This is a genomic window from Vibrio sp. TRT 2004, from assembly GCF_050113735.1.
GTDB lineage: Bacteria > Pseudomonadota > Gammaproteobacteria > Enterobacterales > Vibrionaceae > Vibrio.
Window position 1 is genome coordinate 21,662 of the sequence record NZ_JBNJOH010000024.1, and the last position, 20,772, is coordinate 42,433.

Consider the following 20,772-nt stretch of genomic DNA (forward strand, 5'->3'; position numbering starts at 1 on the left):
AGAAAGGGGGTAATCAATTGCTCCCTTTTTTTTATTCTTTCATTGAATCCAACCAATTAGCCCCCATATACTGCTCATAGGACTAAGCGGAAGAGAGAAGAATATGAACTTGGAACGTTCCGAACGTATCGAGATCCCCGTACTACCTCTAAGAGATGTAGTCGTTTACCCGCATATGGTAATTCCATTGTTTGTTGGTCGTGAAAAATCTATTGCTTGCTTAGAAGCAGCAATGGACAACAACAAACAAGTATTATTGGTAGCGCAGAAAGAAGCGGATACCGATGAACCGACTCAAGGCGATATGTTTGATGTTGGTACCGTTGCGACCATCCTTCAACTACTAAAGCTGCCAGATGGTACTGTTAAAGTACTCGTTGAAGGCCAGCAGCGCGCGCGCATTAACCACTTTATTGAAAACGAATTTTTCTATGCTGATGCTGAGTATCTCACGACGGCTGAGTTAGATGAGCGTGAGCAGGAAGTCATTGTCCGCAGTGCAATTAACCAGTTTGAAGGCTTCATTAAGCTCAACAAGAAGATTCCACCAGAAGTGCTGACATCTCTGAATGGTATCGATGAAGCCGCACGTCTTGCGGATACCATTGCAGCCCATATGCCTCTGAAATTGGCAGACAAGCAAGTTGTTCTTGAGTTACTTGACGTTACAGAACGTTTAGAGTTCCTGATGGGGCAGATGGAATCAGAAATCGATCTGTTACAAGTTGAAAAACGCATTCGTACCCGCGTCAAGAAGCAGATGGAAAAATCTCAGCGCGAGTACTACCTGAATGAGCAAATGAAAGCTATTCAGAAAGAGCTTGGTGAAAGTGAAGATGGTGTTGATGAGTTTGAAACTCTGAAACAGAAAATCATCGATTCTAAGATGCCTCAAGAAGCGCGCGAGAAGACAGAACAAGAGCTACAAAAGCTCAAGATGATGTCTCCGATGTCGGCAGAAGCCACGGTTGTTCGTGGTTATATCGACTGGATGCTAGGGGTGCCTTGGAACAAACGAACTAAGGTGAAGAAGAACCTTGCTAAAGCAGAAGAGATCCTTAACGAAGACCACTATGGATTAGAGCGCGTTAAAGAGCGCATTCTTGAGTACTTAGCGGTGCAAAACCGTATCAACAAACTCAAGGGTCCTATCTTGTGTCTAGTGGGGCCTCCTGGTGTGGGTAAAACTTCCCTAGGCCGCTCAATCGCAGCAGCGACTGGTCGACAATATACACGAATGGCACTTGGCGGCGTACGTGATGAAGCGGAAATCCGTGGTCATCGCCGTACTTACATCGGTTCAATGCCTGGTAAGCTAATTCAAAAAATGTCGAAAGTTGGTGTGAAGAACCCATTGTTCCTTCTCGATGAAATCGACAAGATGTCTTCAGACATGCGTGGTGACCCATCATCGGCGCTATTGGAAGTATTGGACCCTGAGCAAAATAACGCATTCAATGACCATTACCTCGAAGTCGATTACGACCTGTCTGATGTGATGTTCGTTGCAACGTCTAACTCGATGAATATTCCAGGTCCTCTATTGGATCGTATGGAAGTGATCCGTCTGTCGGGTTACACAGAAGATGAAAAACTCAACATTGCTAAACGCCACTTGGTTGACAAGCAGATCAAGCGTAACGGCCTAAAAGCCAACGAGATTACCATTGAAGACTCAGCAATCATTGGCATTATTCGTTACTACACCCGTGAAGCGGGCGTTCGTAGCCTAGAGCGTGAGATCTCAAAAATCTGTCGTAAAGCAGTGAAAAACATCTTGCTCAACAGTGAGCTTAAAACGGTCACCGTCAACATGGACAACCTCAAAGAATACTTAGGGGTTCAACGTCATGACTACGGCAAAGCAGACGATAGCAACCGCATCGGTCAAGTGACTGGCTTGGCGTGGACTGAAGTCGGTGGTGACCTGCTGACGATCGAAACGCAATCAATGCCAGGCAAAGGCAAGCTAACTCAGACGGGTTCTCTTGGTGATGTCATGCAGGAATCCATTCAGGCTGCAATGACAGTGGTGCGTTCTCGCGCAGAAGCTTTGGGTATTAACTCTGACTTCTATGAGAAGCGTGATATTCACGTTCACGTACCAGAGGGTGCAACGCCGAAAGATGGCCCTAGTGCGGGTATTGCGATGTGTACAGCGCTAGTGTCGAGCTTGACGGGTAACCCTGTAAAAGCAGAAGTCGCGATGACAGGTGAAATTACCCTTCGTGGTGAAGTTTTACCAATCGGTGGTCTTAAAGAGAAGCTCCTAGCAGCGCACCGTGGCGGCATCAAAACAGTGCTGATTCCTAAAGATAATGAGCGTGATTTGGAGGAAATTCCTGACAATGTTATCGCCGATCTTAAGGTCATTCCGGTACAGTGGATTGATGAAGTATTGAAAGTTGCGTTAGAAAAAGAGCCTTCAGGCGTGGAGTTTGCTGCCGCAAAATAGTGATGTGCAGCAAAAATAAGTAAAAGATTACGCTGATAAGCACAAAAATGCTTGTCAGCGTTTTTTTTGGACGCTAACGTTATCGACGATAGCTGCGAGCCTTGAAAAATAAGGGTTTGTCGCAAATTTGAAATGAAATGGAACGTATAGCTGCCATAAAAATATAAACAGGCAGCGCAAAGGGGAATCACAGTGAATAAAACACAATTAGTAGAAAAAATCGCAGAAAATGCAGATCTATCTAAAGCGTCTGCAGGTCGTGCTCTAGATGCATTCATCGAAGCAGTTGGTGAAACTCTTCAATCTGGTGATCAAGTTGCTCTAGTTGGCTTTGGTACTTTCAGTGTTCGTACTCGTGCAGCACGTACAGGCCGTAACCCTAAGACTGGTGAAGAGATTCAAATTGCAGAAGCTAAAGTTCCTGCATTCAAAGCTGGTAAAGCTCTTAAAGATTCTTGCAACTAATAAAAAATCGCCACTTGAGGTGATTTTTTAGAACCTTTTTAAATTATGCGCATCATACTGATGCGCATTTCTTTTTCTGGTATTATCGCGCTATTCAATTTTTTATTTATGAAATGTGCCGAACTCACGGATTTAAAGTGGGCTTATGTACGGCACATAAGCGGAGAGTAGTTTAAGTATGATGGACCGATTACGCGAAGGCGTTAACAGCATCGCGGTTAAAATTATCCTAGGGCTTATCATCCTATCGTTCGTATTTGCAGGTGTTGGTAGTTACATTGTAGGTGGCTCAAATAACTCTGCGGCGAAAGTAGGCAATGTTGAAATTGGTCGTGGTGAGTTCGAACAGGCTTACCAAAACGAACGTAATCGTATGCAAGCTCAGCTTGGTGATTACTTCTCAAATCTATTGGCTGACCCAAGCTATGTAGAGTCTTTCCGTAAATCAGTTCTTGATCGTATGGTCAATGACTTGCTGCTAGAGCAACACGCAGAGTCGCTAGGGCTGCGCGTAAGCGACACTCAAGTTCGTACCATGATTCTAGAAATGCCTCAGTTCCAAGTTGATGGCAAATTTGATCAAGAAATTTACCAGGCTGCGCTACGTCGAGCTGGCTTCTCAGCAGATAGCTTTGCAGAATATTTACGCCGTGACCTAGTGCGTAATCAACTGATGACCGCAATTCAAGGTAGTGATTTCTCATTGCCGGGTGAAGTAGAAGCTCAAAGCAAGTTACTGACTCAAACTCGTGATATCAAAAAGGTTACCCTTTCTCTGGCAGACTTTGCGGCTAAAGCAGAGTTATCAGAAGAAGAGATCAACGAATATTACCAACTAAACCCTGAGCGTTATACGCGCCCAGAGCAAGTTAAAGTAGCTTACGTAGAATTATCAGCTCAAAAGCTAAAAGAAAACATTGAGATTTCTGACGAGCAAGCTGAAAAATACTATCAAGAGCACATCGATAAATACTCTTCAGAAGAGCAGCGTCGTGTAAGTCATATCCTAATTGAGGGTGATGATGAAGCTAAAGCGCAAGCCATCCTAGATGAGCTTAATGCAGGTGCGGATTTTGCTGCACTGGCTGAAGAGAAATCTGATGACTTCGGTAGTGCATCTGAAGGCGGTTCTTTGGGTTGGATCGAACGTGATGTGATGGATCCTTCATTCGAAGAAGCTGCGTTTGCGCTTAAAAATGTGGGTGATATGACAGGTCTTGTTAAATCAGACTTTGGCTACCACATCATTAAACTTGATGAGCTCAAAGATTCAGTTGCGAAATCGTACCAAGAAGTTGCAGAGGAAGTTAAACAAGAGCTACGAGACCAGCAAGCCGTTGATCAATACTATGCGCTTCAAAGTGAACTAGAGAAAGTGGCGTTTGAGTATCCGGATTCACTAGATGAAGCTGCGAAAGCAATCAGCGCTAAGATCGAGACAACAGACTTTATCTCTCAAGTAGACGCTCCTGAGCTTTTGAATGCCCCTGCGGTATTACAAGCGATTGTAAGTCCTGAAGTGAAAGAAGATGGTCTCAACTCAGAAGTGATTGAAGTTGCCCCTGAGCATGTTGTTGTTGTCCGTGTTGAAGATAGCCGCAATGAAACGGTTCTACCGTTGGAGCAAGTTCGTGCTGACGTTACTAAGTCACTTGCCAATGTGAAAGGCGAGCAAGCCGCTATCGAACTCGCTCAAAACCTAGTTGCTGAACTTAAGCAAGGTAAGCAAGAGCTATTGGCTGAGAGTGGTTTGTCATTCGGTGAGATGGAAACACTAGACCGAAGTTCACCATTTGCAGACGTTGTTTTCTCAATGGCGAAACCTGTCGATGGCGAAAAAGAGTTTGCTCAGGCGAAAGACCTCAATGGTGATGTGGTCGTGGTTGAGCTTGTTAATGTCGCATCAAAGTTTGACCCGCAATACAACCAGCAGATTGGTGCACAACTGACACAAGTGAATGCTCAGCAAGACCTTTCTGGCTTGATCAGTATCCTGCGCAAGACTATCGATATCGAATATTACATTGTGACGCAATAATCAGCTTAAATGTAATTGATATATCTATATTAACGGACTGCATCAGCAGTCCGTTTTGTTTTAATGTTTACATGGTTTTCTTTTGGTGATGAGTGGTTAGTCTGGGCCTGCACATAAGTAAACAAGGAAACTAAAATGTTAAAACAACTACTGCTAGTTACTCTTCTACTATCATTTCCTGCCATCACCCAAGCTGAAGACGCTAGCACCGATGCCAAGTATCAAGGTATCGAGATCACGGTTAACATCAACCAAGCCAGTGCGGAGGAGCTCGCCGACCTGTTGTTAGGCATCGGATTGGCGAAGGCTCAGGCAATCGTCGAGTTCCGTCAGCTCAATGGTCACTTCACAAGTGCCGAGGATCTCGAGAAAGTCAAAGGTATTGGTGCTGCAATTGTGGCGCAGAACCGAGACCGAATTAAGCTATAAACTGATTGGAGAGCGCCTTGGCGCTCTTTTTTACGCATACGACAAATCCTGCCTAGAACCTGTGGGCATTTCCCTCTATAATTCCACGCCGAAACAAGGTCAACGAGTCGAACGTTGATCAGAAAACAACACGGAGTAAAACATGTCGTCTCATACACCGGTAGTAACCGTTGATGGACCAAGTGGTGCCGGCAAGGGCACACTTTGTATGCTGCTTGCAAAAAAACTAGGGTTTCATTTACTAGACTCTGGCGCTATCTATCGTGTCTTAGCTCTAGCTGCAATTCATCATGGCGTTGATCTTGAATCGGAAGATGCGCTGGTTCCTTTGGCGACCCATTTGGATGTGCAGTTTGTTGCTGAAGGCGAGCTGGTCAAGGTTATCCTTGAAGGCGAAGATGTTTCTCGTGAACTGCGTAAAGAAGAAACGGGCATGGCTGCATCAAAGGTCGCTGCTTTACCGCGTGTTCGTGAAGCCCTTTTGCGTCGTCAGCGTGCTTTTGCAGAAGGTCAAGGTTTGGTGGCTGATGGTCGTGACATGGGGACGGTTGTTTTCCCTCAAGCTGAAGTGAAAATCTTTCTGGACGCAAGTGCTGAAGAGCGAGCAAGTCGCCGTCTTAAACAGTTGCAAGGCAAGGGGTTAGATGTTAAATTTGACGACCTTTTAAGCGAGATCCAAGAGCGTGACGACCGAGATCGTAACCGCCCAGTAGCGCCATTACGCCCTGCTGAGGATGCGCTTTTGCTAGATTCTACTGCGATGAGTATCGACGAAGTGGTAGAAAAGGCACTACAATATATCGAATCTAAGCTAGTAGCCTAGGCTGCTAGGTAAGAACGTTGGTCGCAAGGATGATGACTGGCGAAGTTAATAACCCCATGTGGTAGGACACCCGTGGACGTTTAATTTATTGAAGATTAAATAATGACTGAATCTTTTGCTCAACTCTTTGAAGAGTTTCTAAACGAGACTGAATTCCAACAAGGTACTATCGTTAAAGGTACTGTAGTAGCTATCGAGAACGGTTTTGTTCTTGTTGACGCTGGTCTTAAGTCTGAGTCTGCTATCCCTGCTGAACAGTTCAAGAACGCTGCTGGCGAACTTGAAGTTGAAGTTGGTTCTGAAGTAGACGTGGCTCTAGACGCTGTAGAAGACGGTTTCGGTGAAACTCAACTTTCTCGTGAGAAAGCGAAGCGTCACGAAGCTTGGATCGTACTTGAGAAAGCTTGTGAAGAAGCTGAAACTGTTGTTGGTATCATCAACGGTAAAGTTAAAGGCGGTTTCACTGTTGAACTAAACGGTATCCGTGCTTTCCTTCCTGGTTCACTAGTAGACGTGCGTCCAATCCGCGATACTGCTCACCTAGAAAACAAAGAGCTAGAGTTCAAAGTTATCAAACTTGACCAGAAGCGTAACAACGTAGTTGTTTCTCGTCGTGCAGTTATCGAATCTGAGAACAGCGTTGAGCGTGATGAGCTTCTAGAGACTCTACAAGAAGGCGCAGAAGTTAAAGGTATCGTTAAGAACCTTACTGACTACGGTGCGTTCGTAGATCTAGGCGGTGTTGACGGTCTTCTACACATCACTGACATGGCTTGGAAGCGCGTTAAGCACCCTTCTGAGATCGTTAACGTTGGTGACGAGATCCAAGTTAAAGTTCTTAAGTTCGACCGTGACCGTACTCGCGTATCACTAGGTCTTAAGCAACTAGGCGAAGATCCATGGGTAGCAATCGCTAAGCGTTACCCAGAAGGTCACAAACTATCTGGTCGCGTTACTAACCTAACTGACTACGGCTGTTTCGTTGAAATCGAAGAAGGCGTTGAAGGTCTAGTACACGTTTCTGAAATGGATTGGACTAACAAGAACATCCACCCATCTAAAGTTGTTAATGTTGGCGACGAAGTTGAGGTTATGGTTCTTGAAATCGACGAAGAGCGTCGTCGTATCTCTCTAGGTCTGAAACAGTGTAAAGCTAACCCATGGCAATCTTTCGCTGAAGCGCAAGCTAAAGGCGACAAAGTTACTGGTAAGATCAAGTCTATCACTGACTTCGGTATCTTCATCGGTCTAGACGGCGGCATCGACGGTCTAGTTCACCTATCTGACATTTCTTGGAATGTTGCTGGTGAAGAAGCTGTACGTGAGTACAAGAAAGGCGACGAAATCTCTGCAGTAGTTCTAGCAGTAGACGCAGAGCGTGAGCGCATCTCTCTAGGCGTTAAGCAAATGGAAAATGACCCATTCAATGCTTACGTTTCTGAGAAGAAGAAAGGTGTACTAGTTAACGGTACTGTTACTGCAGTAGACGCTAAAGGTGCAACTATCGAACTTGAAGAAGGCGTAGAAGGTTACATCCGCGCTTCTGAAGTTTCTCGCGACCGCGTAGAAGACGCTACTCTAATCCTAAGTGTTGGTGACAGTGTTGAAGCTAAGTTCACAGGTGTAGACCGTAAGAACCGCGTAATCAACCTATCTATCAAAGCTAAAGATGAAGCTGAAGAGCAAGAAGCAATGGCTACACTGAACAGCGCTGATGAAGCGGCATTCGGTAACGCTATGGCTGACGCTTTCAAAGCAGCTAAAGGCGAATAATTAGTCGCTTTTAAGAAAAAGGAGCCGAAAGGCTCCTTTTTTATGTTTCATTCATGGCTAGTGGTAATACCAATCTCTGCAAGATGTTTTGTTAAATGTAGTTTTTCATTGCACACATTGTTCAATTTTTGTCTAAAATTGTAGGCAAGTGTTTGTTGGAACTGGTATTACTTACTATAATAAGTGATAAATTACTCTATGAGGGCAACTATGACTAAGTCTGAATTGATCGAAAGACTCTGTGCAGAACAGACTCACCTTTCGGCTAAAGAGATTGAAGATGCTGTAAAAGATATTTTAGAGCATATGGCTTCAACACTGGAAAGTGGCGACCGAATTGAGATTCGTGGTTTTGGTAGTTTCTCTCTTCATTTCCGCGAGCCACGTGTGGGACGTAATCCTAAAACAGGTGACAAAGTAGAGCTTGAAGGAAAATTTGTTCCTCACTTTAAACCTGGCAAGGAATTGCGTGAGCGAGTAAACATCGGTTAGTAACTCGAATTGACTGTAAAATGAGCGGCATACATAGCGTATGCCGCTTTTTTATCATTCGAATTACAGAGATAACCATGGTTTGTTTGATGCTTTTACTGCATAATCGTAACGGCAGAACTTATCTTAGGTGATGGACTATGAAAATTATAAAAATCGTTCTTGTACTGGCCCTATTTTTGATTGCACTGGCCTTAGGCTCTCAGAATCAAGCGATTGTAACATTTAACTATTTGTTAGCTCAGGGAGAGTTCCACCTGTCCACACTGTTGGGTGGTGTGTTTATTGTTGGTTTCCTTCTGGCATGGCTAATATTTGGTAGTTTGCATCTTAAATCTCAGTTGCAAGTACGCAAACTAAGAAAACAGTTAACTAAGCTCTCTCCAGCAGCAAGTGAACCAACTCAAGGCAAAGCTTAAAAGTCGTATTAGGTAGGCTGTCACTCGATGTTAGAAATCCTGTTCTTGTTATTGCCAATCGCAGCCGCTTACGGCTGGTATATGGGTAATCGCAGCGCCCAGCAAGACAAGCAGAAACAATCCAATCAAATCTCACGTCAATATGTGACGGGTTTGAACCTGCTTTTATCGGATCAGTCTGATAAGGCGGTCGACCACTTTATTGAACTTCTCCAAGTCGATAACGAAACGATTGATACTCACCTGGCTCTCGGAAACCTATTTCGATCGAGAGGGGAAGTTGACCGAGCGATTCGTATCCACCAAAACCTCATCTCCCGTTCTGGGTTAACCATCGACCAAAAAAACATTGCTTTGCAGCAATTAGCAAAAGATTACATGGCTTCGGGTTTTCTTGATCGTGCTGAAAAAATCTTTGAGCAGTTGGTTGATGAACCGGATCACCGTGAAGCAGCGCTACAGCAACTGGTCGCTATCTATCAACAGACTCGAGAGTGGAATAAGGCAATCAATTATGCCTCTCTACTCGTTAAGATGGGTCGTAAACGAATGCGTACCAGTATTGGTCACTTTTGGTGTGAATTGGCGATGCAGGAAAAAGCGGAAGGGCATGACGCTCAGGCAATGCAGTACTTCAAACGTGCATTAGCGGAAGACCCAAAGTGTGTACGAGCTTCTATCGCTTTAGGAAAACTCTATCTAGACATTGAAGACTATCGCAGCACCATTGAGTATATGGAGCGTGTCTTAGAGCAAGATAGCGATTTTGTTAGTGAGGTTCTCCCAACACTAGCGGAATGTTATCACCATCTTGGCCAAGAAGATGAGCTACTGAGCTTTTTACGCCAGTGTATCGTCAATAAAGTCGGTGTATCAGCGGAGCTAATGCTGGCTCAACTCGTTGCTCAACACGATGGTGTCGGCGCCGCTCAAGAGCTATTAACGCGACAGTTGGTAAAAAACCCTACGATGAAGGGCTTCTACCGTCTGATGGACTACCATTTAGCAGAGGCTGAAGAAGGTCGGGCAAAGGCCAGTTTAGGTACGCTACAAAAACTGGTTGGTGAACAGTTAAAAGTGAAACCGCATTATCGATGCCGTAAATGTGGTTTCTCGACCCACTCAATGTATTGGCATTGTCCCTCGTGTAAGGGGTGGGGAACGATTAAGCCAATCCGTGGGTTGGATGGTGAATAGTTTTTATGGGCTTGACCCATTACAAAATGGCAGCGGTGATCCCGCTGCTTTTTTTCGATTTATTTATAGTTAGGAGATGAAATGATCGACCAAAAAGTAATTGTTGCACTGGATTATGACAACCAAGCCGATGCACTCGCTTTTGTTGATAGAATTGACCCAAGCTCATGTCGTCTAAAAGTCGGCAAAGAGATGTTTACCTTATTTGGTCCTGACTTCGTCGTAGAACTGCACAAACGTGGCTTTTCAGTCTTCCTAGACCTCAAATTCCACGACATTCCTAACACGTGTTCGAAAGCGGTTCGTGCGGCAGCTGAAATGGGAGTGTGGATGGTTAACGTCCATGCGAGTGGTGGGGAGCGTATGATGACGGCTTCGAGAGAGATTCTTGAGCCTTATGGTAAAGATCGTCCGCTACTTATTGGTGTGACTGTACTCACCAGCATGGAGCAAAGCGACCTTGCAGGCATTGGCCTTAATATCGCGCCGCAGGAACAAGTGATTCGTTTGGCCAATTTGACAAAAAATTCAGGCCTGGATGGTGTAGTCTGTTCCGCACAAGAAGCATCAATGCTGAAAAGTGAGCTGGGTAAGGCGTTTAAACTGGTTACTCCTGGCATTCGTCCAGCCGGTGCGGCAGTGGGAGACCAGAAACGTATTATGACACCAGTCGATGCTATCGCGGCTGGCTCAGATTACTTGGTTATTGGTCGTCCAATTACCCAAGCCGCCGATCCTGCCGCAGTGTTGGAAAATATCAATGCGACACTTGTGTAAAGATTGATTGTGCTAAAAAGCCAGCATTTGCTGGCTTTTTTGTCACTCATCTAAGGCTAAATGCAATCTGGAACGCCACTGTGGAACTTGAAGTCGCTATCGGGAGAAGTAATTAGCTCTGCTTCAATCTGACCGAAGTAAGCCACTCTCTCACTGATGTCTTTGTCAGCAATCTCTTCTGCAAGCGTTAAATAGTCCTGATAGTGACGGGCTTCTGAGCGTAAGAGAGAGACATAGAACTTGCCAATATCCTCATCCATATGCGGTGCGAGTTTAGCGAATCGTTCACACGATCGAGCTTCTATATATGCGCCGATGATTAACTTATCGATCAAGCTTTGAGGCTCATGCGTTGCCATGCTGCTAATTAATCCCTTTGCATAGCGACTCGCTTGGACAGGCTCATAGGCTATATTGCGCTTGTCCATGATTTCCAAGACTTGATAAAAATGGTGTAACTCTTCTTTAATCAGCATCACCATTTTGTCGATAAGATCTTGGCTGTAAGGTGAATCAGATTTGGCCATGATCGTTTTCGATATTTGGCTTTTCCCTTTTAATGTTTCCAGACTTCCCATTTTGCGATAGGCGAAGTTTTCGTAAGGTTTGAACCAATCTAAGAGGCTATGTGCGCTTTCCTTATCGACAGCGTACTTGCGGATTAGGTACATCGCGGACTGTCCGGCCTTGAGCTCGCAAAGGAGGTGGTCGATGAGTACCACCTTTAGGTTTTCGGGTTTGCGGGCTTCCACAACCCATGCATCGGGCGTAGAACAGTGTAAGAAGCCGTTTATCGGCTCTAACAAGGTTTGGTATTGGTTTAACTCAATCATCTTGAACAAATCTGTCAATTGAAATGAAAAAGGCCGCAACAGCGACCTTTAGAGGATGTGTAATGGCAGTTATATTACCATTTTTTCTTCTCACCAAAGAGCGCATCCATATCGTTTTTACGTTGGTCTTCTTCGATTTGGTGTAACTCTTCAGCGTTTCGAGTTTGTCTTTTCGATTCAAGGTCGTCGTACATTCCTTGAAGTTTTTCGCGTGCTTGGTTCGAATAGTTGTCATTTTTGGTGCTAAGAGCATCAAGTCCTTTACGAAGCAGTTGCACAGCCGTACCCGGTTGACCACGTACGATAGCATCATTTGAACGTTTGATGACGTTTTCAATGTTGATGCGTATCTGGATGGTTTCCAAGCGAGCATTTTCGGTAACGTAGGCCTGAGTTTCAAAGCGACCTTTGTTGTGTTCACTACGGATAGTGTCGCGAAGGCGTTTAACCAGTTTAAGCATAACAATCGCTTGCTTATCACTGCTTGGCACTTTAAAGGTTGTGCTCTCGCCACCTTGGTAATTTTCTTCAAGTTGTTTGATCTGTTGTTTGACGTGTTCGACGCGTTGTTCAAGCTGTTTATTCTTTGGATCCAGCTCATGCATACTTTGTAGTGCGTCTAAGATACGGGTGTTTAGACACACCAATAACTCCTTACTATAAGGCATATGGTGTGCGTGACCGATTAATTCTTCTGTTGCATCTATGATTTGAAGATAGCGCGAACTCTCCTGCTTCCGTGCAGTTTCAGCTTTGACTTTGTATTGAAGCATTATGTTATAGCCCAATACCAAGACAAGTAAGATGGCAACTAAAGCTATGATTAACCCTATATTCATAAATTCCGTATCTTATGTTTTATTTTTTACTGGCTAGCAAGCAAGCATACACGATTCTAATCACTCCCTGCACCTGTTTTGTATTATCGCTCAAATGTTCGATTTTATTAATGAAAAATGCCAATGCAAGGTTGATTCTGCGTATTTGATTGCAAAATAGCCACAAGCCTCTGCTTTTATGCGGCTTGATAACGATTGGACTATCAATTTGAACCCATAGGCGTTATAACTAAATATTATAAACTATGTTCGCTCGCTATGGGGCGTAGAGTAAGGGATTACGAGGTCGAGAATGAAATTACAACAATTGAAGTATATTGTTGAGGTCGTTAACCATAACTTAAATGTATCAGCTACTGCGGAAAGTCTGTATACGTCTCAGCCGGGCATCAGTAAGCAGGTACGTTTGCTGGAAGATGAGCTGGGCATTCAGATCTTCGAACGCAGTGGAAAACACCTTACTCAAGTGACGGGGGCTGGTGAAGATATTATTCGCATTTCTCAGGAAATTTTAGCTCGTGTCGAAAGCATCAAAGCCGTTGCCGGTGAGCATACCCATCCTGAGATGGGTACTCTCAATATCTCAACGACACACACTCAAGCTCGCTATGCGCTTCCTGACGTTATTAAAGGATTTACCGCTCGTTACCCTAAAGTATCACTCCATATGCACCAAGGTACGCCATCTCAAATGTCAGAGGCGATTGCCAAGGGTACTGCTAATTTCGCCATTGCGACGGAAGCACTGCACCTATACCAAGATGCGATCATGCTGCCTTGTTACCACTGGAATCGTTCCATTGTTGTGCCAAAATCCCATCCTCTGGCACAGAAGGAAAAGGTGACCATTCAAGATCTGGCTTCCTATCCGTTGGTGACGTACGTATTTGGTTTTACAGGTCGCTCTGAGCTGGATACTGCGTTCAATAAATATGGCCTAACACCGCGAGTTGTCTTTACCGCTACAGACGCAGACGTGATCAAAACGTACGTGCGTATGGGGATTGGCGTTGGTGTTATTGCGAGTATGGCGATCGACAAAGAGCAAGACACTGATTTGGTCGCAATTGATGCGAGTCATATCTTTGGTGCGAGCACCACAAGTATTGGTTTCAGACGCGGCACCTTCTTACGCAGTTACATGTTCGACTTTATGGAACGTTTTGCACCGCATTTAACACGTCCAGTTGTTGAGCGGGCGTTGTCGCTTAAATCGAGCGCAGAAATCGAAGAAATGTTCAAAGATATCGACCTTCCTATTCGTTAAGCGACTACCATCTCTAGTGACTTCCCTCTACACTACGCACACCGGGGGGAAGTCATGCATACTCAATTCAAATCACTCGATCAGTTTCTAACGCAAAATCAGCAATATTGGCGTTTTGAGGCTTTCATTTCATGTTTCGATAGCCATTTGCCCTGGAAAGAGTCTAATCCACAGCTGTGTGCTTGGTTAGACGGCTTGAGCCCAAAAGAAATTGAAGGCTATAAACAGAATAACCTAAGCCTTATTAACGCCTTAACGCCTCATCTGGCTTGTGTTGAGCAAACTTCCCAGTGGACGACATTGCCCTCTATCGACAAGCAGGAGTTAGCACTAGCGCGTGGTGTCGAAAATGGTGTCCCAGGGCGTAAGCTTGAGCAAATCCTATCCATGGGAGAGGCGGCGCTGCGCGATCACCACGGTAGCGAATGGTTAGAGTGGTGCTCAGGTAAGGGATTTCTCGGCAGAGTACTCGCGAGTCAAACCCAGCATAAGGTGACCAGTTTTGAGTTTCAGCAAATGCTTTGTGATGCGGGGCAGTTTGAAGCGGACAAACACAACCTGCCGATGCATTTTGTTCAGGGCGACGCGTTGAGTCGCGATGCACAACAGGTATTCAGTTCAAATCAGCACGCCGTCGCTCTGCATGCTTGCGGAGATCTGCATATATCGCTTCTTAACCATGCTACCGACAAGAGGCTACCAGCGATTACTTTTTCTCCCTGTTGCTATCATTTGATCGCCAATGAGCACTATCAAGCACTCTCTATCGAAGGGAAACAATCTAAGCTTGGGTTAAGCAAGTCTGAGCTGCGGATCCCTCTTCAAGAAACGGTTACTGGCGGCGAGCGGGTGAGAAGGCACCGAATCGAAGAGATGTCATATCGTCTTGGCTTTGATCTGCTGTTACGTAATGTGCTGGGATTCGAACGCTATCAACCTGTGCCAAGTATTAAGAAGTCGCAGCTTTCTCAAGGCTTTGAAGCGTTTTGTCGTTGGGCGAGTGATAGTAAAGGTATCCTTCTACCGGATGTTGATTTTAGTCATTTTGAACAATTGGGCTTGGAAAAGTATTGGCAAATGGAACGCATCAGTTTGATTCAGCAACCATTCAGGCGATGTTTGGAAATGTGGCTAGTGCTGGATAAGGGACTTTTCCTTAATGAGAACGGCTATCGCGTTCAAATCTCGGAGTTTTGCTCACGAGAGATGACTCCCCGTAACATACTGATTCATGCTGTGAAAGTGTAGATAGCAAGGTGGTGTCTCTTTTTGTTACTCCAATGTTAAAACGTGCTTTTCTTTTGTACAGCTTGCTGGTAATAATAATTGATGCGCACATAAAGTGTGCAATTTATAAATACAAAACAGAACTTCACACAACATATTATTGCTTATACCAGCGCCATTAATTGTGTACTCAGGTTATTGCTAGGCAGAAGGGACTGAGAGCACCGTACCAGTGGCGGTTACTTTGTCATTCTTATGGCGTCATCACCGTAATTTAGTGATTGCACTCTTGGCCTCGAAGAATGTTTAGATAGTCAGTGGCGTTGGTACGACATCAAGGAGTCAAGATGAAAGCAGGAAAAGCTATTGCGACCGCCGTTCTCGCAGGTGTTACGTTACTCTCATCAACCAGTATCATGGCAAAAACGGCTAAGGTAGTCGTATCACAAATTGTCGAGCATCCCGCGCTAGACGCCACTCGCCAAGGTCTAATCGACGGGCTAAAAGCCAAAGGTTACGAGCAAGGCAAAAACCTAGAATTCGATTACAAAACTGCACAGGGCAATCCTGCTATTGCAGTTCAGATTGCGCGTCAATATGTGGGTGAAAAACCGGATGTTTTAGTTGGTATCGCGACTCCTACTGCCCAAGCACTCGTTTCAGCTACTCGTACGATCCCAGTTGTATTTACCGCGGTTACTGACCCAGTTGGTGCGAAGTTAGTTAAGACATTGGAACAACCAGGTAAGAACGTGACTGGTCTGTCCGATCTCTCTCCCGTCAGCCAGCATGTTGAATTGATCAAAGAGATTCTTCCACAGGTCAAATCTATCGGTGTGGTATTCAACCCAGGTGAAGCGAATGCGGTGACGTTAGTAGAACTTCTAAAACGCAGCGCACAAGAGCAGGGCATTCAAGTTATCGAAGCGACGGCTCTGAAAAGTGCTGACGTGCAATCTGCTACGCAAGCTATCGCAGCGAAGTCAGATGTGATTTATGCGCCAACAGACAACACGGTAGCGAGTGCGATTGAGGGTATGATTGTTGCGGCTAATCAGGTTAAGACACCAGTATTGGGTGGTGCGACTTCATACGTAGAAAAAGGCGCCATTGCGAGCTTAGGATTTGACTACTACCAAGTGGGTGTTCAAACCGCGGATTATGTTGCAGCGATCATTGAAGGTGCAGCGCCTGGTTCGCTTGATGTCAAAGTGGCAAAGGGCTCAGATCTGGTTGTTAACCAAAGCGCTGCGACCAAACTTGGTGTGGTGATTCCACAGTCTGTACTAGACCGTGCGACAAGCGTGAAATAAACCAATCCCCCAAGCAACCTCGTTGCTTGGGGGTGTGAGTCTTTAGCAGAAAAGGGAGTTGTTATGTCTGCTTTTGCATTTTTTGGCGCTTTGGAAATTGGCTTACTGTATGGTCTCGTAGCCCTCGGCGTTTATCTCACCTTTCGCGTGCTTGATTTTCCTGACTTAAGTGTAGATGGTAGCTTTCCTATGGGAGCCGCCGTTGCCGCTACTGCAATTGTTGCTGGTATCAATCCGTGGTTGGCGACCTTGATGGCGATCGTAGCGGGTGCTGCGACTGGCTGGGTGACCGCGTTTTTAGCGGTTCGCTGTGGAATTCTCCATCTTTTGGCATCGATATTAACGATGATCGCGGCTTTTTCTATCAATATCCGCATCATGGGTAGACCAAACTTAGCTTTGCTTGGTGAGGACACTATTCTGACCCCGTTTGAGGCGTACGGCGATCCTATGTTAGTTCGCCCACTGTTGGTCGGCATATTGGTGTTGGTTTCTGCCTGGCTGGTGGTACGTTTACTAAACAGCGACTTCGGACTAGGCCTACGCGCGACGGGAGTCAATGCCCGCATGGTTTCAGCGCAAGGGGCGAGCACATCCTTTTATACCTACTTTGGTCTGGCGTTATCCAATGGTTTTGTTGGCTTTGCTGGGGCTTTGTTTGCTCAAACGAACAGCTTTGCTGATGTGACTTCTGGTGTCGGGACTATCGTGGTTGGTTTGGCTGCGGTGATACTCGGTCAAACGCTTATTCCAGGAAGAAAAATATGGGTGGCTGTTGTTGCAGTTATCGTCGGTTCAGTGCTCTACCGTCTGGCGGTCGCATTTGCACTCAGTTCAGGGATGTTCGGATTGCAAGCCTCAGACCTCAACTTGGTCACGGCAGTTCTGGTTGCAGCAGCGCTGATTGCGCCCAAGATTAAAGGTAACCTTAAATCAAAAAAGCTTAGCCCTGCGATGGAGAGCAAAAATCTATCCAAGCAGGATAAAGAGTCAGGAGAAGTAGCATGATTCGTCTAGAAGATATTCAGGTGACGTTCAATCCAGGAACCATCTTAGAAAATCGTGCTTTGCGTGGTGTTTCTCTTGAGGTTCCGGAGCACCAATTCCTAACCGTGATTGGTTCGAACGGTGCAGGTAAATCAACGTTGCTTGGAGCTGTTACCGGTGAAACGCCAATGATCGGTGGACGCGTAGTGATTGATGAACTCGATGTTACTCGTCAAACAGTGGATCAGCGAGCCAAACAATGTGCTCGAGTGTTTCAGGATCCTTTAGCTGGTACGTGTGGAGAGTTGACGATTGAAGAGAACATGGCACTCGCATATATGCGTGGTAAAAAGAGAGGGTGGAATCTTTCTCTTTCATCTCAGCGTCGCAAACTTTTTCAGGAGCGTATCAGTATCCTAGGGCTAGGATTGGAAGACCGTTTAGGTGACAGCATTGGCCTATTATCGGGCGGCCAGCGTCAAGCTGTGAGCCTTGTGATGGCGACGCTTTCCGATAGCAAATTATTGTTATTGGATGAACATACAGCAGCGCTGGATCCACGTATGGCTGCGTTTATTATTGATTTGACGAAGAAAATTGTTTCGGAGTTCAACCTCACTGTGATGATGGTTACTCACTCAATGAAAGACGCGTTAGCTTGTGGTGACCGTACCGTGATGCTTCACCAAGGCGAGATTGTTCTCGATGTATCCGGTGAACAGCGAGCGAATATGCGAGTTCCAGATCTTTTAGAGATGTTTTCTAAGGTTCGTGGAGAAGAACTGGCGGATGATAGCTTATTGTTAAATTAACGAGTTGCTGACAAATTGCTACCGAAATATCCACCAAATCTATGAGATAATCTCAATCTGGATATCTACTAAACCCATCAATTGTATTACAATATTGATGGGTTTAGTTTTAGTGAGGAAATAGATGCAGGTTGACAGGCACTTTAGTTTAAAGTTTGTATTTTTAGCACCTATGGTTTGCTCCTTAGTCGTGCTTGCATTGACGCTAAAAAACCATTATGACGCCGTTAATCGCGATATCGATGATGAATACACTCGTGTCGTTGAGGCAACTTTTCGCGCCGCTAAAGTCGTTGCCGCGATAGACTATAGCTTTTCCAACCATGATAAGAACGCAAACTTTATGCTGCTTGAACATAATCGTCGAATTGTCGAGGGTTTATGTCAGATGTGGCCGAGTGACGCTCTACTGAGATCCGAAGGGCGGGATTATGACATTCCCGCTGTCGACATTAACTATTTGTTGGTTGGCAGAGAAAGCCTTTGTACTCCGGGTAGTGACATCTATCAGCGAGTTTCCAACCAAGTGTCACTTGCTCCAATTTTGTCATTCTTACACGATATCGATGGGTATCTGCTAGGCATTCACTATATCGACAGAGCAGGCTATGTAATGTCTTCGCCTGATGATTATGCAAAGAGTCTGACGGTGGAATTACTCGACACCATCCAAGCTCGCCCATACTGGCACGTGACCGCCAGTAACCGAGATAAAATTACTTTGTCTGGGCCAGCCCCAATCATTGCAAGCAATGACACCATTTTGAGTATGACGATGCCAGTCTACCTAAATGATGTGCATCAGGGGATGCTGTCATTAGATATCTCTTACCAACGTCTGCTCGCAACTCAAGGCAAATTAGCGGGCGAACTGCATATCCTAAACACCAGTGACCTCTCTCCACCTGACAATGCGTTTAGGCTGAAAATGATTAACGTAGAAGGGGTAGCAAGCAACTATGCTCTTTATTATCTCTTTGATCTACAAAAAGAGATTCGCCACTTTTTCTACTTTCAACGATACAGCCTTCTAGTGACGGCCTTTATCTATGTGTTCTCTGTTGTGGTGTTATTTTTGATTAATACAAGGGTTGAGCATGGTTATTTCAGAGAGCTTGCCGCGACAGATCCTATGACAGGCCTGCTAAATCGACGTGGCTTAGAAGCGTTTTTAACCAATAACGCCCTGCACGGTCACTATATCGCGCTCGGGGTTTTCGACATTGATGATTTTAAGAAAATTAATGATAACCACGGCCATGATGTCGGCGATACCGTTATTAAATATATGGCAGAACAGATTAGCCTAGGCATTCGTAGTAGTGATGCCGCGGCTCGAATAGGTGGCGAGGAATTTGTGGTTTACATGACGGGTAACGCAAAGGAACCACTTGAGAAAAGCATGCTCAGGGTAAGGAACGATATTTGCCAGCATTCAGAGGCGGCTGTAGAAAACGGTTTCACAGTGTCTGGTGGTGTTGAAGTGGTTGAAGCAGAAGGAGCAAGCAGCTTCGAAGTGTTATTCAAAGCTGCTGATGAAAAGCTTTATCAAGCGAAAAACGCCGGTAAAGATCAGTTGGTGTTCTAAGCTGCGACGAGTGTATCTCGGTATCGGGTGATATGCTCAACAATGGGTGCAGCTTTGTTGTAGGTGCGAATTTCTCTAAATAGCGTATCTGCTTGTGGATACTGATGACGTAAATACGCGAACCACTGCTTAACTCGGTTAGGATAGTAAAGACCTTTGTCGCCTTTCATTTCATACTGAGAATACACCAAGAGCAGTTCAACAACTTGTGACCAAGGCATCACCGCATGATCATGTTTAACCACATTGCCCAAATTCGGCACGTTGAACGCACCACGGCAGACCATTAAAGAGTCAACTCCAGTAGTGTCAATGCAGGCTTGACCATCTTGATAATTCCATATCTCACCATTGGCAATCAGCGGAATATCGAAACGTTGGCGAATTTTGTTGATGTACTCCCACTTGATTTCGCTCGCTTTGTAGCCACCCGTTTTGGTTCTGGCATGGACGGTCAATTCATTTGCCCCGGCACTTTGAATCGCGTCGACGATTTCGAAGCAGTCTTCAGGGTTGTCCCAGCCCAAACGAATCTTAGCTGTGACAGGAATATCTGAGCTAACCGCTTCTCGGCATGCTTTAACCACATTGTGAATCAACTCAGGATGTTGCAGCAATGCCGCGCCCCCTTTGCTTTTGTTGACGAGTTTAGCTGGGCAGCCAAAGTTGAGGTCAATGCCTTTGGCACCAAGTTGTGCTGCACGAACGGCATTTTCAGCCATCCAGTGTGGATCTTGACCAAGCAGTTGTACATGTACAGGAACCCCAGATTTCGTCTGAGAGCCTTGTAGTAACTCTGGACACAGGCGGTGAAAGACGTGATCAGGCAAGAGTTGATCGACAACACGGACGAACTCAGTGACACACAAGTCATAGTCATTGATATCCGTTAAGATCTCTCGCATTAAGTGATCTAACACGCCCTCCATAGGCCCCAGAACTACACGCATAAATTACACCTCAGATTTAGGAGGCGTGATTTTAGAGGTATTAGCCGATAAAGTCATCCCTCAACTAAGATTGTGCAAAGCCAATGAG

19 protein-coding genes are annotated in these 20,772 nt (G+C 45.3%); 16 read left to right on the forward strand and 3 right to left on the reverse strand.

Translation table 11 applies throughout. The annotated features are described in order from the left end of the window. Positions 1-103: 103 nt before the first annotated feature. The 10 genes from lon to pyrF all read left to right on the forward strand — a co-directional run bounded on the left by lon (position 104) and on the right by pyrF (position 10,868). Positions 104-2,455 (forward strand): endopeptidase La, encoded by a 2,352-nt coding sequence (gene lon / locus ACQEXR_RS11255; RefSeq protein ID WP_269376067.1) that lies wholly within the window; start codon positions 104-106, stop codon positions 2,453-2,455. A 186-nt stretch (positions 2,456-2,641) separates the two neighbouring features. Next, complete coding sequence (locus ACQEXR_RS11260; RefSeq protein WP_269376233.1) at positions 2,642-2,920, forward strand: HU family DNA-binding protein; 279 nt, start codon at positions 2,642-2,644, stop codon at positions 2,918-2,920. Positions 2,921-3,098: 178 nt separating this feature from the next. Beyond that, positions 3,099-4,958: a peptidylprolyl isomerase gene (ppiD, locus tag ACQEXR_RS11265; protein WP_138970762.1), complete on the forward strand. Its 1,860-nt coding sequence runs from the start codon at positions 3,099-3,101 to the stop codon at positions 4,956-4,958. 135 nt (positions 4,959-5,093) lie between these two features. Next, positions 5,094-5,387 (forward strand): ComEA family DNA-binding protein, encoded by a 294-nt coding sequence (locus tag ACQEXR_RS11270; protein ID WP_138970761.1) that lies wholly within the window; start codon positions 5,094-5,096, stop codon positions 5,385-5,387. Positions 5,388-5,529: 142 nt separating this feature from the next. Beyond that, on the forward strand, positions 5,530-6,210 hold the full coding sequence (gene cmk / locus ACQEXR_RS11275; RefSeq protein ID WP_426953160.1) for a (d)CMP kinase: 681 nt from the start codon (positions 5,530-5,532) through the stop codon (positions 6,208-6,210). Positions 6,211-6,312: 102 nt separating this feature from the next. Continuing rightward, positions 6,313-7,983 (forward strand): 30S ribosomal protein S1, encoded by a 1,671-nt coding sequence (gene rpsA, locus ACQEXR_RS11280; protein ID WP_138970759.1) that lies wholly within the window; start codon positions 6,313-6,315, stop codon positions 7,981-7,983. 210 nt (positions 7,984-8,193) lie between these two features. Then, a complete protein-coding gene (ihfB, locus tag ACQEXR_RS11285; protein ID WP_006881264.1) occupies positions 8,194-8,475 on the forward strand; it encodes an integration host factor subunit beta in 282 nt (93 codons plus the stop codon). Positions 8,476-8,615: 140 nt separating this feature from the next. Beyond that, a complete protein-coding gene (locus ACQEXR_RS11290; RefSeq protein ID WP_006881263.1) occupies positions 8,616-8,894 on the forward strand; it encodes a LapA family protein in 279 nt (92 codons plus the stop codon). Between the two features lie 27 nt (positions 8,895-8,921). Further along, positions 8,922-10,091: a lipopolysaccharide assembly protein LapB gene (gene lapB, locus ACQEXR_RS11295; protein ID WP_138970758.1), complete on the forward strand. Its 1,170-nt coding sequence runs from the start codon at positions 8,922-8,924 to the stop codon at positions 10,089-10,091. An 81-nt stretch (positions 10,092-10,172) separates the two neighbouring features. After that, complete coding sequence (gene pyrF, locus ACQEXR_RS11300) at positions 10,173-10,868, forward strand: orotidine-5'-phosphate decarboxylase (RefSeq protein ID WP_427020360.1); 696 nt, start codon at positions 10,173-10,175, stop codon at positions 10,866-10,868. 56 nt (positions 10,869-10,924) lie between these two features. On the opposite strand, the gene miaE is transcribed toward pyrF, so the two are convergent. Next, positions 10,925-11,701: a tRNA isopentenyl-2-thiomethyl-A-37 hydroxylase MiaE gene (gene miaE / locus ACQEXR_RS11305; protein WP_427020361.1), complete on the reverse strand. Its 777-nt coding sequence runs from the start codon at positions 11,699-11,701 to the stop codon at positions 10,925-10,927. A gap of 74 nt (positions 11,702-11,775) precedes the next feature. Then, entirely contained in the window at positions 11,776-12,540 is a 765-nt protein-coding gene (locus ACQEXR_RS11310; protein ID WP_331427172.1) for a DNA repair protein, read from the reverse strand. Positions 12,541-12,832: 292 nt separating this feature from the next. On the opposite strand from ACQEXR_RS11310, the gene cysB reads away from it, so the two are divergent. The 6 genes from cysB (at position 12,833) to ACQEXR_RS11340 (ending at position 19,734) form a co-directional block, all read left to right on the forward strand. Next, entirely contained in the window at positions 12,833-13,807 is a 975-nt protein-coding gene (gene cysB / locus ACQEXR_RS11315) for an HTH-type transcriptional regulator CysB (RefSeq protein WP_427020362.1), read from the forward strand. Between the two features lie 54 nt (positions 13,808-13,861). Continuing rightward, positions 13,862-15,055, forward strand: a complete 1,194-nt coding sequence (locus tag ACQEXR_RS11320) for a methyltransferase (protein ID WP_427020363.1) — start codon at positions 13,862-13,864, stop codon at positions 15,053-15,055. Between the two features lie 326 nt (positions 15,056-15,381). Further along, positions 15,382-16,347, forward strand: coding sequence for an ABC transporter substrate-binding protein (locus tag ACQEXR_RS11325; RefSeq protein ID WP_427020364.1), 966 nt, complete (start codon positions 15,382-15,384; stop codon positions 16,345-16,347). Positions 16,348-16,410: 63 nt separating this feature from the next. Further along, positions 16,411-17,355, forward strand: a complete 945-nt coding sequence (locus tag ACQEXR_RS11330) for an ABC transporter permease (RefSeq protein WP_331417524.1) — start codon at positions 16,411-16,413, stop codon at positions 17,353-17,355. Further along, positions 17,352-18,146, forward strand: a complete 795-nt coding sequence (locus ACQEXR_RS11335) for an ABC transporter ATP-binding protein (protein WP_269376053.1) — start codon at positions 17,352-17,354, stop codon at positions 18,144-18,146. The genes ACQEXR_RS11330 and ACQEXR_RS11335 overlap by 4 nt, the downstream gene beginning before the upstream one ends. 124 nt (positions 18,147-18,270) lie before the next feature. Then, positions 18,271-19,734: a GGDEF domain-containing protein gene (locus tag ACQEXR_RS11340; RefSeq protein ID WP_427020365.1), complete on the forward strand. Its 1,464-nt coding sequence runs from the start codon at positions 18,271-18,273 to the stop codon at positions 19,732-19,734. Here the strand turns inward: ACQEXR_RS11340 and dusC are convergent. Then, positions 19,731-20,684 (reverse strand): tRNA dihydrouridine(16) synthase DusC, encoded by a 954-nt coding sequence (gene dusC, locus ACQEXR_RS11345; protein WP_138970749.1) that lies wholly within the window; start codon positions 20,682-20,684, stop codon positions 19,731-19,733. The two genes, ACQEXR_RS11340 and dusC, sit on opposite strands and share 4 nt — an antisense overlap. Positions 20,685-20,772 lie beyond the last annotated feature (88 nt).

Coding starts and splice junctions, on each gene's coding strand:
- lon (WP_269376067.1), top strand. CDS start 104: ATGAACTTGGAACGTTCCGAACGTATCGAGATCCCCGTACTACCTCTA.
- ppiD (WP_138970762.1), top strand. CDS start 3,099: ATGATGGACCGATTACGCGAAGGCGTTAACAGCATCGCGGTTAAAATT.
- ACQEXR_RS11270 (WP_138970761.1), top strand. CDS start 5,094: ATGTTAAAACAACTACTGCTAGTTACTCTTCTACTATCATTTCCTGCC.
- cmk (WP_426953160.1), top strand. CDS start 5,530: ATGTCGTCTCATACACCGGTAGTAACCGTTGATGGACCAAGTGGTGCC.
- rpsA (WP_138970759.1), top strand. CDS start 6,313: ATGACTGAATCTTTTGCTCAACTCTTTGAAGAGTTTCTAAACGAGACT.
- ihfB (WP_006881264.1), top strand. CDS start 8,194: ATGACTAAGTCTGAATTGATCGAAAGACTCTGTGCAGAACAGACTCAC.
- ACQEXR_RS11290 (WP_006881263.1), top strand. CDS start 8,616: ATGAAAATTATAAAAATCGTTCTTGTACTGGCCCTATTTTTGATTGCA.
- lapB (WP_138970758.1), top strand. CDS start 8,922: ATGTTAGAAATCCTGTTCTTGTTATTGCCAATCGCAGCCGCTTACGGC.
- pyrF (WP_427020360.1), top strand. CDS start 10,173: ATGATCGACCAAAAAGTAATTGTTGCACTGGATTATGACAACCAAGCC.
- miaE (WP_427020361.1), bottom strand. CDS start 11,701: ATGATTGAGTTAAACCAATACCAAACCTTGTTAGAGCCGATAAACGGC.
- ACQEXR_RS11310 (WP_331427172.1), bottom strand. CDS start 12,540: ATGAATATAGGGTTAATCATAGCTTTAGTTGCCATCTTACTTGTCTTG.
- cysB (WP_427020362.1), top strand. CDS start 12,833: ATGAAATTACAACAATTGAAGTATATTGTTGAGGTCGTTAACCATAAC.
- ACQEXR_RS11320 (WP_427020363.1), top strand. CDS start 13,862: ATGCATACTCAATTCAAATCACTCGATCAGTTTCTAACGCAAAATCAG.
- ACQEXR_RS11325 (WP_427020364.1), top strand. CDS start 15,382: ATGAAAGCAGGAAAAGCTATTGCGACCGCCGTTCTCGCAGGTGTTACG.
- ACQEXR_RS11330 (WP_331417524.1), top strand. CDS start 16,411: ATGTCTGCTTTTGCATTTTTTGGCGCTTTGGAAATTGGCTTACTGTAT.
- ACQEXR_RS11335 (WP_269376053.1), top strand. CDS start 17,352: ATGATTCGTCTAGAAGATATTCAGGTGACGTTCAATCCAGGAACCATC.
- ACQEXR_RS11340 (WP_427020365.1), top strand. CDS start 18,271: ATGCAGGTTGACAGGCACTTTAGTTTAAAGTTTGTATTTTTAGCACCT.
- dusC (WP_138970749.1), bottom strand. CDS start 20,684: ATGCGTGTAGTTCTGGGGCCTATGGAGGGCGTGTTAGATCACTTAATG.